Origin of the sequence: Neisseria sp. HMSC069H12 (genome assembly GCF_001812735.1) — a bacterium.
Taxonomy (GTDB): domain Bacteria; phylum Pseudomonadota; class Gammaproteobacteria; order Burkholderiales; family Neisseriaceae; genus Neisseria; species Neisseria subflava.
On sequence record NZ_KV810265.1, the window covers coordinates 50,010 to 65,666 of the forward strand.

Here is a 15,657-nt window from a genome sequence, read left to right on the forward strand (position 1 = left end):
CGAAGACTTATACTATCAAATTATAAATAAAAAGGTCGTCTGAAACATGAACCCCCAAGACAAACGCTGGCAAATCCACCGCCATCTCGCCCAAGACACCGACGAGCGGCTGCAAATCGTCCGCAACGCGCCCAAGCGCATCCTGCTGGTCGGTGCGGACGCGGACATCAGCCGCAGTCTTCTTGCCGCGCGCTATCCGAACGCGGTATTTGAAGAATACGATCCGAATGCCGACTTTTTGAAAACCGCCGCCGCCGCGCGCAAAGGCGGTTTTTGGCAGAAGCTGACCGGCAAAACCATCCCGCAGCATTGCCAAGCCCTGACCGCGCCGTTGCCCGAAGCATCCGCCGATATGTTGTGGGCCAACCTCAGCCTCAGCCGCGCCGACGATATTTTGCCGGTATTGAAAAACTGGGCTACCGCTTTGAAAACCGACGGATTATTGTTTTTCACGCACTTTGGCCGCGACAGCCTGAGCGAGCTGACAGGCCGTCTGAACCATGAAGGCATCGAATGCGAAGCGCCCACGCTGATTGATATGCACGACTTGGGCGATATGCTCGCCGACAACGGCTTTTACGATCCGGTAACCGACACGGCCAAGCTTGAGTTGGGCTATAAAAAAGCTGCGACGTTTTGGCAGGACATGGAAACCTTGGGATTGTGGAATGCGTTGAAGTTCAGCAATCCGCAAGCGGCCAAGGAATGTGTGGATAAGATTTTTGCCAACGAAGGCCGTCTGAACATCACGCTTGAAACCGTGTACGGCCATGCCGTGAAGAAATTGGTGTTGCCGCAAGGTGAGAACGTGGTGCAGTTTTTCCCGAAACGGCAGGGCTAGTTTGGCGGTTGTGCCGGTAGGGTTTACACCGAGATTGCGTATTGTGGAATGCGGTTTGGCGTTTGTATCGATTGCCTGTGCTGTTTAATATGTATGAAAAAGGCCGTCTGAAAAGTTTTCAGACGGCCTTTTGTTTGATTTCAAATTAAGCCTGTTTGGCAGCCCATTCGGCCGGAGTGGCGGCAACGGAAATCGACAGCGCGTGTAATTCGTTGCTTTCGAGTTGCGGCTTGAGGCCGTCTTTAATCAGGCGGTGGCGGGCGAGGCGGGCTTTGCCTTCGAATGAGGAGGAAACGATGACGGCGAAGAAGTGATGGCCGTCGCCTTCGACTTCGACGTGTTCGCAAGGGGTAACACCTTCAATCAGGGTTTTGACTTGTTCGGGTAAAAGCATGGGGGTTCCTTGGGAAATGGTTTGCTTGTAAAAGAGGGCATTATACCGAATCTTGATAAAACAGGCCGTCTGAAAAACCAAACTTCGGGTTTCAGACGGCCTCGGTCTTTTGAAGCGTCAAATGCTTATTCGTACACTTTCAGCAGCTCGACTTCAAAAATCAAGGTTGCGTGCGGAGGAATCACGCCGCCGGCACCGTGTGCGCCGTAGCCCATTTCGGAAGGAATGGTCAGCTTGCGTTTGCCGCCTTCTTTCATGCCGCCGAAGCCTTCGTCCCAACCTTTAATCACTTGGCCGACGCCCAGAGTGATGGTCAACGGTTGACGGCGGTCGAGGCTGGAGTCGAATTTGGTACCGTCTTCCAACCAGCCAGTGTAATGTACGGTGATTTCTTTGCCTTTGACGGCTTCTTTGCCGTGGCCTTCTTGCAAGTCTTCAATAATCAGGCTCATGATGTTCCTTTCGGATGTATGGTGAAAATCGGCTCAAGATTACCATATTGTGTGGAATCGTGAAACAAAGCCGACTATATGCCCGGCAACAAAAAGGCCGTCTGAAACGGATTTTCAGACAGCCTTTGTTTTGCGCTAAACCTTATTTGTTGTCAGGTCGGGATTTGACATCGGTGGATACAGGCAGCTCAGGCATGGTTCGGGCAGACTCAGGAACATTGCCGGAGAGAGCTTTCAAGAAGGCAACGATGTTTTCAGTTTCTTCCGGAGCCAGAGTTTTACCCAATTGAGCTTTCGCCATGATGTTGACGGCTTTATCCAATTCCCAAACGCTGCCGTTGTGGAAGTATGGATAGGTACGTTCAACGTTTCTCAAGCCGGGAACACGGAAGAAGAATTCGTCTTCGGCTTTTTTGGTTACGTCCGCACGGCCTTTGTCGTGTTTAGGATCGTCGATGTGTTTCCAGTAAGGACCATCCACCAAACCGAATTTTTGGAACATGGTACCGCCCAAGTTGACGCCGCTGTGACAAGCGATACAGCCGTTGTCCATAAATGCGCGTACGCCTTTGCGTTCTTGTTCGCTCAGGGCAGACACGTTGCCTTTGAGGTAGTCATCCCAACGGGTCGGGGTCAGCAGGGTACGTTCAAACGCGCCCAATGCGGTGGTGATGTTTTTGAAGGAAACCGCGCCGTCTTCAGGGAATGCGACTTTGAATTTTTCTTGGTATTCAGGAATACCGGCGATTTTTGCGGCGGCATCGGCTTCGGTCGCGTTGGCCATTTCAACAGGGTTGAGCAATGGGCCGCCGGCTTGTTCTTCCACATCGGCTGCACGGCCGTCCCAGAATTGGCTGCCCAACAAGGCGGCATTCAGAGCAGTTGGGGAGTTACGGCCGCCGAATTGGCTTTTATGACCCGCGCTGGTCGGCATGTTGTCTACGCCGGCAGTTGCCAAGTTGTGGCAAGAGTTACAGCTGACGGTGTTGCCTTTGGACAGGCGGTTTTCGTACCAAAGTTGTTGGCCGAGTTTGACCTGTTCTTCGGTAAACGGACGGATTTTTTGCATTTCGGCTAAGTCAGGCAAAGGTTTGAACGTAGCTTGCGCGCGTTCCAACAGGGCTTTGTCTTCGGCAGAAACATCGGCAGAGTTTTGAGGAGCTGAAACGGCGGCAGCGCTTGCGGCAGAAGCCGCTTGAGGGGTTTCGGTTGTTTGAGCCGTTTTCTCGCCGCAGGCGGTCAGTGCGGCAGAAACGGCCAAAGCCAAAGCGATTTGGTGGAGTTTTAAACGTGGCATAGAAGGGTTCCTTTGTTATGCGTTTGTTATGTAATGGATTGCTGATTGCACCAGCAATATGCCAACTATAAAAGATAAGGCGGTTTTAATTTTTTTTGTAAATCAACCTTTTAAATTTGATAAATTTTGAAAATATCACTGATAGGGAAATTTATACTATGGAACTTTTTTATTATTTATTTACAATTAGTTACTGTTTTTAAGGCCGTCTGAAAAAATAAAATTCAGACGGCCTTTTAGTTTTTATTGATTACGTTCGTTATTTTCTTTTAAAAAATCTTAAGAAATATGGGGTTATTAAAAAATGAAAATAATTTGCGTTATTAAACATAAAGCGTTATAAATGCGTTAATAAATGAACGTTTCACTTTAGAGTTTTTTATGCTGATTGCTTTATTGATTATGCTGCGCGAGGGCATCGAAGCCGCCCTGATCGTCGGCATTGTTGCCAGTTTTTTGAAACAGTCGGGACACAGCGAGCTGATGCCGAAGGTTTGGCTGGGCGTGTTTTTGGCTGCGGCCATGTGTTTGGGTATCGGTTACGGCATTCATTCCGTTACGGGCGAGATTCCGCAAAAAGAACAGGAATTGGTGGTCGGCGTCATCGGCCTGGTGGCCGTGGCCATGCTGACGTACATGATTTTGTGGATGAAAAAGGCTGCACGTTCGATGAAACAACATCTTCAGGATTCTGTTCAGTCGGCCTTGAACCGCGGTAGCGGCCAGGGATGGGCCTTGGTCGGCATGGCGTTTTTGGCTGTGGCGCGCGAAGGTTTGGAGAGCGTGTTTTTCCTGCTGGCCGTGTTCCAGCAAAGCCCGACGTGGTCTATGCCGATAGGCGCGGTATTAGGGCTGTTGGTGGCGGTTGTCATCGGTACGCTGATTTATCAGGGCGGTATGCGCCTGAACTTGGCGAAATTTTTCCGTTGGACGGGCGCGTTTTTGATTGTAGTGGCGGCCGGTCTGCTGGCCGGTTCGTTTCGCGCGCTGCATGAGGCCGGCGTATGGAATGTGATGCAGGATATTGCTTTCGACACATCGAAATATTTGCATGAAGACAGCCCTTTAGGCGTGCTGCTCGGCGGTTTCTTCGGTTATACCGACCACCCGACCGAAGGCGAAGTCCTGATTTGGCTGCTGTATCTGGTTCCCGTCATGATTTGGTTTTTGCGCGGCAGCGCGCCGGCAAAAACGTTAACTAAATAAAAAGGAATGAAAATGAAAAAATTCAATCTGACTGCTTTGTCCGTAATGTTGGCTCTGGGTTTGACCGCGTGTCAGCCGCCTGAAGCCGAAAAAGCCGCGCCTGCCGCTTCAGGCGCATCCGCTGCCGCCAATGCCGACGGTTCGGTCAATATCGGTGTGAACGATACTGCCTGCGAACCGATGGAATTGACCGTCCCCAGCGGCCAAGTCGTGTTCAACATTAAAAACGACAGCGGCCGCAAGCTGGAATGGGAAATCCTGAAAGGCGTGATGGTGGTGGACGAGCGTGAAAACATCGCCCCGGGTTTATCCGACAAAATGACCGTTACCCTACTGCCGGGCGAATACGAAATGACTTGCGGCCTGTTGACAAATCCGCGCGGTAAGCTGATTGTTACCGACAGCGGCTTCAAAGACACTGCCAACGAAGCCGATTTGGAAAAATTGGAGCAACCTTTGGCCGACTATAAAGCTTATGTTCAGGCGGAAGCCAAAGAGTTGGTCGCTAAAACCAAAGCCTTTACCGGAGCCGTCAAAGCCGGCGACATTGAAAAAGCCAAATCCCTGTTTGCCGCCACCCGCGTCCACTACGAACGCATCGAGCCGATTGCCGAACTCTTTAACGAACTCGACCCGGCCATTGACGCGCGTGAAGACGACTTCAAAGACGGCGCAAACGACGCGGCCTTTACCGGTTTCCACCGTATCGAACACGCGTTGTGGGTGAAAAAAGACGTTTCCGATGTGAAAGAAATCGCCGACAAACTCTTTAAAGACGTTGAATCCCTGCAAAAAGAAATCGACGCCCTTTCCTTCCCGCCAAGCAAAGTGGTTGGCGGCGCGGCTGTTTTGATTGAAGAAGTGGCCGGCAGCAAAATCAGCGGCGAAGAAGACCGTTACAGCCATACTGACCTGAGCGACTTCCAAGCCAATGTGGAAGGCTCCAAAAAAATCGTTGATTTGTTCCGTCCGCTGATCGAAGCCAAAGACAAAGCGCTGTTGGAAAAAACCGATGCCAACTTCAAACAGGTTGAAGACATTTTGGCGAAATACAAAAAACAAGACGGTTTTGAGCTGTACGACAAACTGAGCGAAGAAGACCGCAAAGGCCTGCAGGCACCGATTAATGCCTTGGCAGAAGACTTGGCCAAACTGCGCGGCATTTTGGGTTTGAAATAAGATAACGCGTTTTCAGACGGCCTTTGGATATTGAAAGGCCGTCTGAATCTTATTGTCGCCCACACAAATATGCTTGAAAACCGACCTTACTTCACACGATTGCAATCTTTCCGTTCCCTGCCAAGGAGCAGACCATGAGCCAAAACAAACAACCGGCACAACCCGAAAAACGAACCCTTTTCAAAACTGCCCTTGCCGCCGGCGCCATCGGCGTTGCCGGTTATTTTGCCGGTAAAAAACAAGGTGAAGCCGCCGCCGAGACCCAAAACAACCAACATTCCGAGCTGGCCTATCCGTGTTATGGCGAGCATCAGGCAGGCATCGTCACGCCACACCAGCTCTTCGGCATCATGTGTGCCTTTGACGTTACCGCCAAAGATGCCAAACAACTTGAAAACCTGTTCCGCGCCCTGACCGCCCGCATCGAATTCCTCACCCAAGGCGGCGAATACCAAGACGGCGACGACAAACTCCCTCCTGCGGGTAGCGGCATCCTCGGCAAACAATTCCGTCCCGACGGACTGACAGTTACCGTCGGCGTCGGCAGCAGCCTCTTTGACGACCGCTTCGGCCTCAAAGACAAAAAGCCGAAACACCTGCAGGAAATGCGCGACTTCCCCAACGACAAACTCCAAAAATCGTGGTGCGACGGCGACCTCAGCCTGCAAATTTGCGCATTCTCCCCCGAAACCTGCCAAGCCGCCCTGCGCGACATCATCAAAAATACCGCCCAGTTTGCCGTGATCCGCTGGAGCATAGACGGTTGGCTCCCTAAAGCCGAACCCGGCGCCATTGCCGCGCGCAATCTTTTAGGTTTCCGCGACGGTTCCGGCAATCCAAAAGTCGAAGATCCCAAAGTTGCCGATCAAGTCCTGTGGACAGGCGTTGCCGCCAACAGCTTGGACGAACCGGCATGGGCGAAAAACGGCAGCTATCAGGCCGTCCGCCTCATCCGCCACTTTGTAGAGTTTTGGGACCGCACCCCGATGCAGGAACAAACCGATATTTTCGGTCGGCGCAAATACAGCGGCGCGCCCATGGATGGTAAAAAAGAGGGCGACACCGCCGATTTTGCCAAAGACCCCGACGGCAAAATCACGCCCAAAGACAGCCATATGCGCCTTGCCAATCCGCGCGATCCTGAGTTCATGAAAAAACACCTGCTCTACCGCCGCGCCTTCAACTACTCGCGCGGTCTCGCCGCCAACGGCCAACTCGATGTCGGCTTGATATTCATCTGCTATCAGGCCAACCTTGCCGACGGCTTCATCTTCGTGCAAAACCTGCTCAACGGCGAGCCGCTGGAGGAATACATCAGCCCGTTTGGCGGTGGCTATTTCTTCGTCCTGCCGGGTGTCGAAAAAGGCAGCTTCCTCGGTAAAGAGCTTTTGGGCGTATAAATCCGCCGATGGTTTGAATCAAGAAATAAAAAGGCCGTCTGAAACCTGATTTCCAGATTTCAGACGGCCTGAGTTTTTTCTATCAAACCAAATGTTCCGCCAAGAAAGCCAATGCGTATTCGACGGCTTGCGCCCTTACTGCTTCGCGGTCGCCTGTGAAAAGCGCGGTTTGCTCAAACGAACCTTCGGGCGTGGCCAGGCCGAACCAGACTGTGCCGACCGGTTTGGCCGCGCTGCCGCCGCTAGGGCCGGCGATGCCGGAAATACTCAAGGCGTAATCTGCCTGCGCGACGGCCTTTGCGCCGCGTGCCATTTCATAGACGGTCTCGCGGCTGACCGCGCCGTGTTTCAGCAAGGTATCGGGCATGACGCCGAGACGCTCCTGTTTGGCTTGGTTGCTGTATGTGACGAAGCTTTGATGAAACCATTGCGAGCTGCCGGAGAGGGAGGTCAGCGCACCTGCAAGCAGGCCGCCGGTGCAGGACTCGGCGCAGGTAACGGTTTGACGGCGGCTGGTCAGGTGTTCGGCGATAGTTTGCAGATGGGACATGACGGCTCCTTATGGAAATGGTGGAATGGGGCGGGTGTTCGACCCGCCGGGTTTCAGACGGCCTGAAAGCTGAAATCAGTCTTTCGGCTGAATGAGGTGGACATCACATTGTGGGAATGGGATGTTGATGTTGGCTTCGCGCAGGTTTTCGACGACCTGCTCATTCAAACCAAATCGGAATAAGGCCAAATCCGCTTCGTTCGTCCATGCCCAAAGCGTGATTTCGATGGCGCTGGCGGCGAGGTTGGTAATGTATACGACGGCAGGTCGTTCTTTGGTTTGAACACATAATGGATGCTCGGTTGCCGCTCTCAATACGGCGGCTTTGGCGGCTTTCAAGTCGCAGGCGTAATCGACGCCGACAACGACTTGGGCGCGGCACAGGGGTAGGGAGGAGCGGTTGGTGATGCTATTGGTCATGACCACGCTGTTGGGCAGGACGACTTCTTCGTTGTCCGGCGTACTCAAAGAGGTCTGCACCATTTTGATTTCGCGGACGATGCCTTCAAAACCGTTGACGCGGATAAAGTCACCGACTTTAAACGGGCGGAACAGGATAATCAGCACGCCGGCGGCGAAGTTGGACAGTTGGTCTTTCAAAGACAAAGCCACGGCCAAGCCTGCGCCACCGATCAAGGCGGTCACGGAAGTGGTCGGAATGCCGAGTTTACCCAGTGCGGCGATGATGATGAGGATCAGTAGGCCGATGTTGGCGACGTTGCCGAGGAAGCTGACCAGTGTTTTATCGACTTTGGCGCGCGTCAGTGCGGCTTTCATCAGTGTCACCACGCGCGTGGCGACCCAACGGCCGATAAAGAAGATGGCTAAGGCGGCCAGCAGGTTCGTGCCGAAAGACATGCCGGTTTGGGCGAGTTGTTCCCAACCGGAGAAGGGGGAGAGGACTTGAAGATCGAAATTCATAATTGTGTGTGCGTGTGAAGTTGTTTAAAAGGACATTGTAAAACAAGGCCGTCTGAAAAACTAATGATTTGGTTTTTCAGACGGCCTTTAATCTTTCTTAAATCTTTTTCAGCTTAACGTAAAACGGTTTTGCTCCAACGGCTCACCCATTGTTTTTGTTTGGTGTTGATGTCGGCGCGATTGGGGGAATCGCTGTGTTTTGGGGTTTGGGCAAACTCGAATACTTTGGGCAGCGGCGTGTTTTTGGCAGCCGGATAGACCCACATTTCGGCAGGCAGGGCTTGTTGCACTTCGCCGCTTTGCAGCCAGCTTACCAGTTTGGCCGCCAGCTCGGGCTGTTTTGCGCCTTTCAAAACGGCCGCGCCTTCAACTTGGCGGAATGTGCCGCCTTTGAGGAAGAGGTTGCCGGTGGGCGGGGTGCTGTATTTGCCTTTGGAGTAGTGGACTTCGGCCGCCGGGCTGGTGGCATAGCTGACCACGAGGGGATAGGCGCCGCCGTTTTGGGTAAAGTCGGTGTAGTAGGCTTCGCTCCAGCCTTTGGCAACTTTCACGCCGTTTTGGCGCATTTGCGCCCACCATTTGAACGCGCCTTCTTCACCCATGCCGCCGATGTTGGCCAAGAGGAAGGAGAGGCCGGGCGAGGATGTGGCGGGAGACGGGGTTACCAGAAGATTTTTATATTCCGGTTTGGTCAAATCTTGCAGGGTTTGCGGCAGGGGCAGTTTTTTCTGTTCAAACCATTTTTTGTCGTAGTTGATGGCGACATAGGCGTAATCGACGGCCAGCGCATCGGGCAGGGAAGCGTTTACGGGTGCGGATTTGGGTTGGTTGGCGGCGAGGATGCCGGCTGCTTTGGCTTTGCCGATGTTGGCGTTGTCCAAACCGTAAACCGCATCGGCAATCGGGTTGGCCTTGCTCAAAATCAGCTTGTTGAGCATTTCGTTGCCGCTGCCTGCCTTGATGACGGACACTTTGGCATCGTTGGCTTTTTCAAATTGCGCGATGACGGATTGGGGCAGGCTGAAGGATTTGTGTACGGCCAAACGCACTTCGGTTTGGGCGTATAGGTTTGCCGAAGCCAACAACAGGGCCACGGCGGACAATTTCAGTTTCATTCTCTTTCCTTTGTACGGGTAAAATACGAAATATCATAACAAAATCTGCATATCAAGGCACGATATGAATCATTCTCCCGTTTGGCTGTTTGACCTCGACAACACTTTGCACAATGCCGAAGCCGGCATTTTCTACATCATCAACCGCGCCATGACCGAATACATGGCAGGCCGTCTGAAACTTTCCGAAGAAGCCGCATCCCACCTGCGCCAAGATTATTGGCACCGATACGGCGCGACGCTTGCCGGTTTGCAAATCCACCATCCTGAAGTCGATATCGATGAATTTTTGCGTGAAAGTCACCCGCTTAAGCAAATTTTGGCAAAGGTAGAGGGTATGGATGGAACTGATGACGTTTTAGGCCGTCTGAAAGGGCGAAAAGCCGTATTTTCCAACGGGCCTTCGTTTTATGTCCGCGCATTGGTTGAGGCGTTGGGCTTGGAAGCGCATTTTGACGGCTTGTTCGGCACGGACGACTTCGGCCTGCTCTACAAACCCAATCCGCAAGCCTATCTCAACGTCTGCTGCCTGTTGGGCGTCAAACCCGAACAGTGCATTATGGTGGACGACAGCGCCGACAATCTGCACCAAGCCAAAGCCTTGGGCATGAAGACCGTTTGGTACGGCGAAAAAGCCCATCCGCTGCCATTTGCCGACGGCATAGCGAAAGATATGCAGGGCTTGCTTGATTTTGCACAAAACCTGCCATTAAGCCTTTAAAAAACCAGTACAATACACAGTATTTCCAACATTTAAAAACAAGGACAACATCATGCGTAAACTCGCTTTAATTCTGACCGCCGCCGCCGTTTTGGCCGGTTGCTCTTGGGAAACTTACACCAACGAATCCGGCCGTACCGCCGTACGCCAAAAATATGCTACCGGCACACCTATCGTTTATCAGGACGGTACTTATTCTAAAAACATGAATTACAACCAGTTCCGCCCCGAGCGCCGCGCCGTCCAATCCAATCAAGCGGATCATGCCGAACACGGCGAACGCGGCCAACACTGGCAAAAACCGCAATTTGCCAATCAACAGCCAGCAACCGAATAACAATATCCCCAAGGTCGTCTGAAACGGAGTGAAAAACAATCAACACTTGTTGCCACACTTTTCAGACGGCCTCAAACAACGACAACGGAAACCGTATCATGGCTCAGACAGCTTTAAATATCGTCATCCTCGCCGCCGGCAAAGGCACGCGCATGTACTCCAAAATGCCCAAAGTGCTGCACCGCATCGGCGGCCTTCCCATGGTTGAGCGCGTTATCGACACCGCCGCCTCCCTGAATCCCCAAAACATCTGCGTCGTCATCGGCCACGGCAAAGAGCAAGTCTTGGACACCGTCAAACGCGATGTCGTTTGGGTCGAACAAACCGAACAGCTCGGCACCGGCCACGCCGTCAAAACCGCCCTGCCACACCTTGCCGCCGAAGGCCGCACGCTGGTGTTGTACGGCGACGTCCCCCTGATTGACACCGCCACCCTCGAAACCCTGCTCGAAGCCGACGGCAGCGAAGTCGGACTGTTGACCGACGTTCCCGCCGACCCGACAGGCTTGGGCCGCATAATCCGCGACAGCCAAGGCAGCGTAACCGCCATTGTCGAAGAAAAAGACGCCGACGCCGCCCAAAAAGCCGTCCGCGAAATCAACACAGGCATCCTCGTCCTGCCCAACGCCAAACTCGAAAACTGGCTGGGCAGCCTTTCCAGCAACAACGCCCAAGGCGAATACTACCTGACCGACCTCATCGCCAAAGCCGTTGCCGACGGCATCAAAGTCCATCCCGTCCAAGTGCGCGCCTCCCACCTCGCCGCCGGCGTGAACAACAAACTCCAGCTCGCCGAACTCGAACGCATCTTCCAAACCGAACAAGCGCAAGAATTGCTCAAAGCAGGCGTCACCCTGCGCGACCCCGCCCGCTTCGACTTAAGGGGCCGTCTGAAACACGGACAAGACGTCGTGATTGACGTCAACGTCGTCCTCGAAGGCGACATCGAAATCGGCGACAACGTCGAAATCGGTGCCAACTGCGTGATCAAAAACGCCAAAATCGGTGCCAACACCAAAATCGCCCCATTCTCCCATTTTGAAGGTTGCGAAGTCGGCGAAAACAACCAAATCGGCCCATACGCCCGCTTGCGTCCGCAAGCCAAACTGGCCGACGACGTACACATCGGCAACTTCGTCGAAGTCAAAAACGCCACCATCGGCAAAGGCACCAAAGCCAACCACCTCACCTACATCGGCGATGCCGAAGTCGGCAGCAAAACCAACTTCGGCGCAGGCACGATCATTGCCAACTACGACGGCGTGAACAAACACAAAACCGTCATCGGCGATGAAGTGCGCATCGGTTCAAACTGCGTACTGGTTGCTCCTGTTACCCTCGGTAACAAAGTGACGACAGGCGCGGGCAGCGCGATTACCCGCAACTGCGAAGACGGCAAACTTGTTCTTGCCCGTTCTCGCCAAACCGTCATCGAAGGCTGGGTGCGTCCGGAAAAAGGCGATAAGAAGTAAGGTTGATCTTTATAGTTTGTTTTCAGACGGCCTTGAGAAATAAAAAGGTCGTCTGAAAGTAAGAAAGATTTAATCCTTATTCAGTAAGGTTACATTGTTAATATTGGCAACGTTGGTTATTTTGGGGAATTGCATTGGTTTTATTCAAACGTTATTTAGAGTTAGAAAATTGATGCAAATATGATTACACGAATCAGTTAAGCGGGTATTGTCCATTATGGAAATGATTTATGCACGAGGACAAGTAAGGCCGGAGAAAATGTGTATAAGATTATTCGTAAATGGTAAAAAATGATACATACTGAATATTTAGAGATTAAAAAATGAAAAAATATATTTCGCTTTTTTTGTTAATTCCATTGATGGCATATGCTCACACGCCATCTTTTTCTGGTACTTGGTCGTATACTGATCAGGTTGGAGATACTGTGGGAGGGAAAGAATTGGTTCTTAAACAGAAGGGTAATTCAGTCACAGGAGTATGGAATGAAGGTATTTCAACAGGTAATGGAGGCAGTGGAAAACTAAAGGGATATATAAAAGGCAATAAACTATTTTTAAGTTATTGCTCTGACGAAGGAAATAACTGGTATCAGCCTTGCCCTAAATATGATAATAATATAAGTTATTTTATTAAAAATAATAATAATGAAATTATTGAATACAATGCAGTAAATAATAAAAAATATAAAAAAGGGAATGAGTTTATTTTAGTTAAATAAGGAATTTAAGGTAAAGAACATTCTTAAAAATGTAGTTTACCTTATGGTAGGTATTTATTCTCATTAAGAATTAAATTTTATAAACTGACAGAAGTAATCCTCTATGCCGTCTGAAAGTCAGTGGCGTAGATTTTCTCAAACTTTTGATACTAAGGAACTTATATGTGCGGTATCGTAGGTGCTATTCGTGCCAATCACAATGTAGTCGATTTTCTGACCGACGGTCTCAAACGCCTTGAATACCGAGGCTACGACTCGTCGGGTATCGCCGTCAACGCAGACGGCAAAATCAAACGCGTGCGCCGTGTCGGCCGCGTGCAGCTGATGGAAGATGCCGCGCGCGAAAAAGGCGTGTTCGGACACATCGGCATCGGCCATACCCGCTGGGCGACCCACGGCGGCGTAACCGAACCCAACGCCCACCCCCACATCTCCGGCGGCATGATTGCCGTCGTCCACAACGGCATCATCGAAAACTTCGAAGCCGAACGCGAACGTCTCCAAGCCTTGGGTTACACCTTCGAATCGCAAACCGACACCGAAGTCATCGCCCACAGCGTCAATCACGAATACACCCAAAACGGCGGCAAACTGTTTGAAGCCGTCCGCGCAGCCACCGCCCGTTTCCACGGCGCGTATGCCATCGCCGTGATGGCGCAGGACAAACCCGAAGAAATGGTCGTCGCACGCATGGGCTGCCCGCTCTTGGTGGCATTGGGCGACCAAGAAACCTTCATCGCCTCCGACGTATCCGCCGTCATCGCCTTTACCCGCCGCATCGCCTATCTGGAAGACGGCGACATCGCCGTATTGAGCGCGAACGGTATTGAAAAACTGATCGACAAAACCGGTACTGAAACCCAACGCACCGTCAAAGTATCCGAACTGTCGCTCGCGTCGCTGGAGTTGGGACCTTACAGCCACTTCATGCAGAAAGAAATCCACGAACAACCGCGCGCCATCGCCGATACCGCCGAAGTCTTCCTTGACGGCGGCTTCGAACCCGAAAACTTCGGAGCAAACGCACGCGAAGTGTTCGACAACATCCGCGGCATCAAAATCCTCGCCTGCGGCACGTCCTACTACGCCGCGCTGACCTCTAAATACTGGCTCGAGTCCATCGCCAAAATCCCGACCGACGTCGAAATCGCCAGCGAATACCGCTACCGCGACGTGATTGCCGATCCGAAACAATTGGTCATCACCATTTCCCAATCCGGCGAAACCTTGGACACGATGGAAGCCCTGAAATACGCGCAGTCTTTGGGACACAAACACAGCCTGTCCATCTGCAACGTCATGGAATCCGCCCTGCCGCGCGAAAGCGAATTGGTGCTGTACACCCGCGCCGGCGCGGAAATCGGCGTCGCCTCCACCAAAGCGTTCACCACGCAACTGGTTGTTTTATTTGGCTTGGCGGTAACGCTGGGCAAACAGCGCGGTTTGGTCTCCGCCGAAAAAGCGCATGAATACGTCGAAGAACTGCGCCAACTGCCCGGCAGCATCCAACACGCCCTCAACCTTGAGCCGCAAATCGCCGCGTGGGCGCAAAAATTTGCCAAGAAAACCAGCGCACTCTTCTTGGGCCGCGGCATCCATTTCCCAATCGCCCTTGAAGGCGCATTGAAGCTGAAAGAGATTACCTATATCCACGCCGAAGCGTATCCCGCAGGCGAATTGAAACACGGCCCGCTGGCATTGGTGGATGAGAACATGCCCGTTGTCGTGATTGCTCCGAACGACAGCCTGTTGGACAAAGTAAAAGCCAATATGCAGGAAGTCGGCGCACGCGGCGGCGAACTCTTTGTCTTCGCTGACCTCGACAGCAACTTCAACGCCACCGAAGGCGTGCACGTTATCCGCGCCCCACGCCACGTCGGCGTACTTTCGCCGATTGTGCACACCATCCCCGTGCAACTCCTGTCTTACCACGCCGCCCTCGCACGCGGTACAGACGTGGACAAACCGCGCAACTTGGCTAAATCGGTAACGGTTGAGTAAAGCCTAGCTTGAACGATAAAAGGTCGTCTGAAAAGTTTCAGACGACCTTAATTATTAATTGAAGGCAAGCAAATGAATAGAATCTACAAATACCTACTGGTAATCGCTGCATTGGCGGCAGCAGGCTTCGGTATATATCAATATACCGCGCCCGACAAATATCAATACTGGAAAGAATTGATTGCTAAAGACCCCAAGCCTGACGGAGTTTCGGAACAGGAATACAGGGAAAAACTCAGGGCAGGCTATTGCTGGCGGGACAGGAAGTTTTACACGCCCGCAGAATTACACAGGAAAGCAATGGTCAGCTTTGCAGGCAGGTATTGGGAGAAACTGAAGCCTATAAGGCCAACATGACCACCAATCAGGGCGGACGGGATTATTCTACGGGTGCAGACTGCGTACGTCACGAAAAAGCCTGTAGTGTTTGGTTTGTCCCGCAAGATTACACCAATGAGCAATGGGACAGGATGTTTTTGGCGGAGAAAGACCCGACGGATGGGGCATTGCTGGCAAAGTATTTAAAATATGAAATTAAACAACAGGATGATTTAAAAAAATATTTGGAACAATATAATGTAAAAGGTTTTTCATTGATTATCAGAGGATATAATCAGGGAGGAGCAAGCATTTATGGCTCTGACTGCTGTAAAGTTTTAAGTATCAAAGAAGCTGCCCCGATAATAAAAAATAATACGTTGATTACTTATTTAGAGGGAGCGGCAACGTTTCCAGAGAGTGAGATACCAAAGAATATCGATATCGAAAATTACGGGGTTGGTAATTTTTATTTTAGTTATTCAGAGGTTAGTCCAGGATTGCACCAATGGGATGAAAATAAAGAAAAAACTTATCAGATTGACTTTTCAGATATGTTATTCATGAATAATTGTGGCGATGTATTGTGGCAGCCTCATTATATTTATTAACCTATATTCAATAGGAATATATTATGTCAGACAACAAAAAATCTTTAATGGTGTCAGAAGTTACCGTAGATAGGGTTTTATCCCAATTTTTGTGGAACAGCCCGATACCACCCAAAAGAG

17 protein-coding genes are annotated in these 15,657 nt (G+C 51.5%); 11 read left to right on the forward strand and 6 right to left on the reverse strand.

Going from position 1 to position 15,657, the window contains the following annotated elements; translation table 11 throughout:
- The first annotated feature begins 46 nt into the window (after positions 1–46).
- Positions 47–841 (forward strand): class I SAM-dependent methyltransferase, encoded by a 795-nt coding sequence (locus HMPREF2872_RS04615; protein WP_070631545.1) that lies wholly within the window; start codon positions 47–49, stop codon positions 839–841.
- A gap of 145 nt (positions 842–986) precedes the next feature.
- On the opposite strand, the gene HMPREF2872_RS04620 is transcribed toward HMPREF2872_RS04615, so the two are convergent.
- From HMPREF2872_RS04620 to HMPREF2872_RS04630, 3 genes are all read right to left on the reverse strand, one after another.
- Positions 987–1,235, reverse strand: a complete 249-nt coding sequence (locus HMPREF2872_RS04620) for a BolA family protein (protein ID WP_003686612.1) — start codon at positions 1,233–1,235, stop codon at positions 987–989.
- A 125-nt stretch (positions 1,236–1,360) separates the two neighbouring features.
- On the reverse strand, positions 1,361–1,690 hold the full coding sequence (locus tag HMPREF2872_RS04625; RefSeq protein ID WP_094192864.1) for an FKBP-type peptidyl-prolyl cis-trans isomerase: 330 nt from the start codon (positions 1,688–1,690) through the stop codon (positions 1,361–1,363).
- Positions 1,691–1,829: 139 nt separating this feature from the next.
- Positions 1,830–2,984: a cytochrome-c peroxidase gene (locus HMPREF2872_RS04630; RefSeq protein WP_070631548.1), complete on the reverse strand. Its 1,155-nt coding sequence runs from the start codon at positions 2,982–2,984 to the stop codon at positions 1,830–1,832.
- A 381-nt stretch (positions 2,985–3,365) separates the two neighbouring features.
- Between HMPREF2872_RS04630 and efeU the strand changes: the two genes are divergently transcribed.
- The 3 genes from efeU to efeB all read left to right on the forward strand — a co-directional run bounded on the left by efeU (position 3,366) and on the right by efeB (position 6,769).
- Entirely contained in the window at positions 3,366–4,190 is an 825-nt protein-coding gene (gene efeU, locus HMPREF2872_RS04635) for an iron uptake transporter permease EfeU (RefSeq protein WP_070631549.1), read from the forward strand.
- A gap of 12 nt (positions 4,191–4,202) precedes the next feature.
- Positions 4,203–5,369, forward strand: coding sequence for an iron uptake system protein EfeO (gene efeO, locus HMPREF2872_RS04640; RefSeq protein WP_070631552.1), 1,167 nt, complete (start codon positions 4,203–4,205; stop codon positions 5,367–5,369).
- 134 nt (positions 5,370–5,503) lie between these two features.
- Positions 5,504–6,769 carry an iron uptake transporter deferrochelatase/peroxidase subunit gene (gene efeB, locus HMPREF2872_RS04645; RefSeq protein ID WP_070631554.1) on the forward strand — a complete coding sequence of 422 codons (1,266 nt, stop codon included), beginning with the start codon at positions 5,504–5,506 and terminating at the stop codon, positions 6,767–6,769.
- An 82-nt stretch (positions 6,770–6,851) separates the two neighbouring features.
- On the opposite strand, the gene HMPREF2872_RS04650 is transcribed toward efeB, so the two are convergent.
- The 3 genes from HMPREF2872_RS04650 to HMPREF2872_RS04660 form a co-directional block, all read right to left on the reverse strand.
- Complete coding sequence (locus tag HMPREF2872_RS04650; RefSeq protein ID WP_003686660.1) at positions 6,852–7,319, reverse strand: CinA family protein; 468 nt, start codon at positions 7,317–7,319, stop codon at positions 6,852–6,854.
- A 75-nt stretch (positions 7,320–7,394) separates the two neighbouring features.
- On the reverse strand, positions 7,395–8,240 hold the full coding sequence (locus HMPREF2872_RS04655) for a mechanosensitive ion channel family protein (RefSeq protein ID WP_070631557.1): 846 nt from the start codon (positions 8,238–8,240) through the stop codon (positions 7,395–7,397).
- Positions 8,241–8,353: 113 nt separating this feature from the next.
- Positions 8,354–9,355: a thiamine ABC transporter substrate-binding protein gene (locus HMPREF2872_RS04660; protein WP_070631559.1), complete on the reverse strand. Its 1,002-nt coding sequence runs from the start codon at positions 9,353–9,355 to the stop codon at positions 8,354–8,356.
- Positions 9,356–9,419: 64 nt separating this feature from the next.
- Here HMPREF2872_RS04660 and HMPREF2872_RS04665 point away from each other — a divergent pair, with 64 nt between their 5' ends.
- The 7 genes from HMPREF2872_RS04665 to HMPREF2872_RS04690 all read left to right on the forward strand — a co-directional run bounded on the left by HMPREF2872_RS04665 (position 9,420) and on the right by HMPREF2872_RS04690 (position 15,537).
- Positions 9,420–10,076, forward strand: a complete 657-nt coding sequence (locus tag HMPREF2872_RS04665; protein WP_070631561.1) for a pyrimidine 5'-nucleotidase — start codon at positions 9,420–9,422, stop codon at positions 10,074–10,076.
- Between the two features lie 52 nt (positions 10,077–10,128).
- Complete coding sequence (locus HMPREF2872_RS04670) at positions 10,129–10,413, forward strand: membrane lipoprotein lipid attachment site-containing protein (RefSeq protein ID WP_003686634.1); 285 nt, start codon at positions 10,129–10,131, stop codon at positions 10,411–10,413.
- Positions 10,414–10,511: 98 nt separating this feature from the next.
- Positions 10,512–11,885 (forward strand): bifunctional UDP-N-acetylglucosamine diphosphorylase/glucosamine-1-phosphate N-acetyltransferase GlmU, encoded by a 1,374-nt coding sequence (gene glmU / locus HMPREF2872_RS04675; RefSeq protein ID WP_070631562.1) that lies wholly within the window; start codon positions 10,512–10,514, stop codon positions 11,883–11,885.
- 323 nt (positions 11,886–12,208) lie between these two features.
- Complete coding sequence (locus tag HMPREF2872_RS12005) at positions 12,209–12,607, forward strand: hypothetical protein (RefSeq protein ID WP_283118990.1); 399 nt, start codon at positions 12,209–12,211, stop codon at positions 12,605–12,607.
- Between the two features lie 162 nt (positions 12,608–12,769).
- Positions 12,770–14,608, forward strand: a complete 1,839-nt coding sequence (gene glmS, locus HMPREF2872_RS04685; protein ID WP_070631563.1) for a glutamine--fructose-6-phosphate transaminase (isomerizing) — start codon at positions 12,770–12,772, stop codon at positions 14,606–14,608.
- A gap of 72 nt (positions 14,609–14,680) precedes the next feature.
- Positions 14,681–14,965 (forward strand): hypothetical protein, encoded by a 285-nt coding sequence (locus tag HMPREF2872_RS12010; protein ID WP_283118991.1) that lies wholly within the window; start codon positions 14,681–14,683, stop codon positions 14,963–14,965.
- A complete protein-coding gene (locus HMPREF2872_RS04690; protein WP_283118992.1) occupies positions 14,962–15,537 on the forward strand; it encodes a hypothetical protein in 576 nt (191 codons plus the stop codon). The genes HMPREF2872_RS12010 and HMPREF2872_RS04690 overlap by 4 nt, the downstream gene beginning before the upstream one ends.
- The last annotated feature ends 120 nt before the right edge of the window (positions 15,538–15,657 follow it).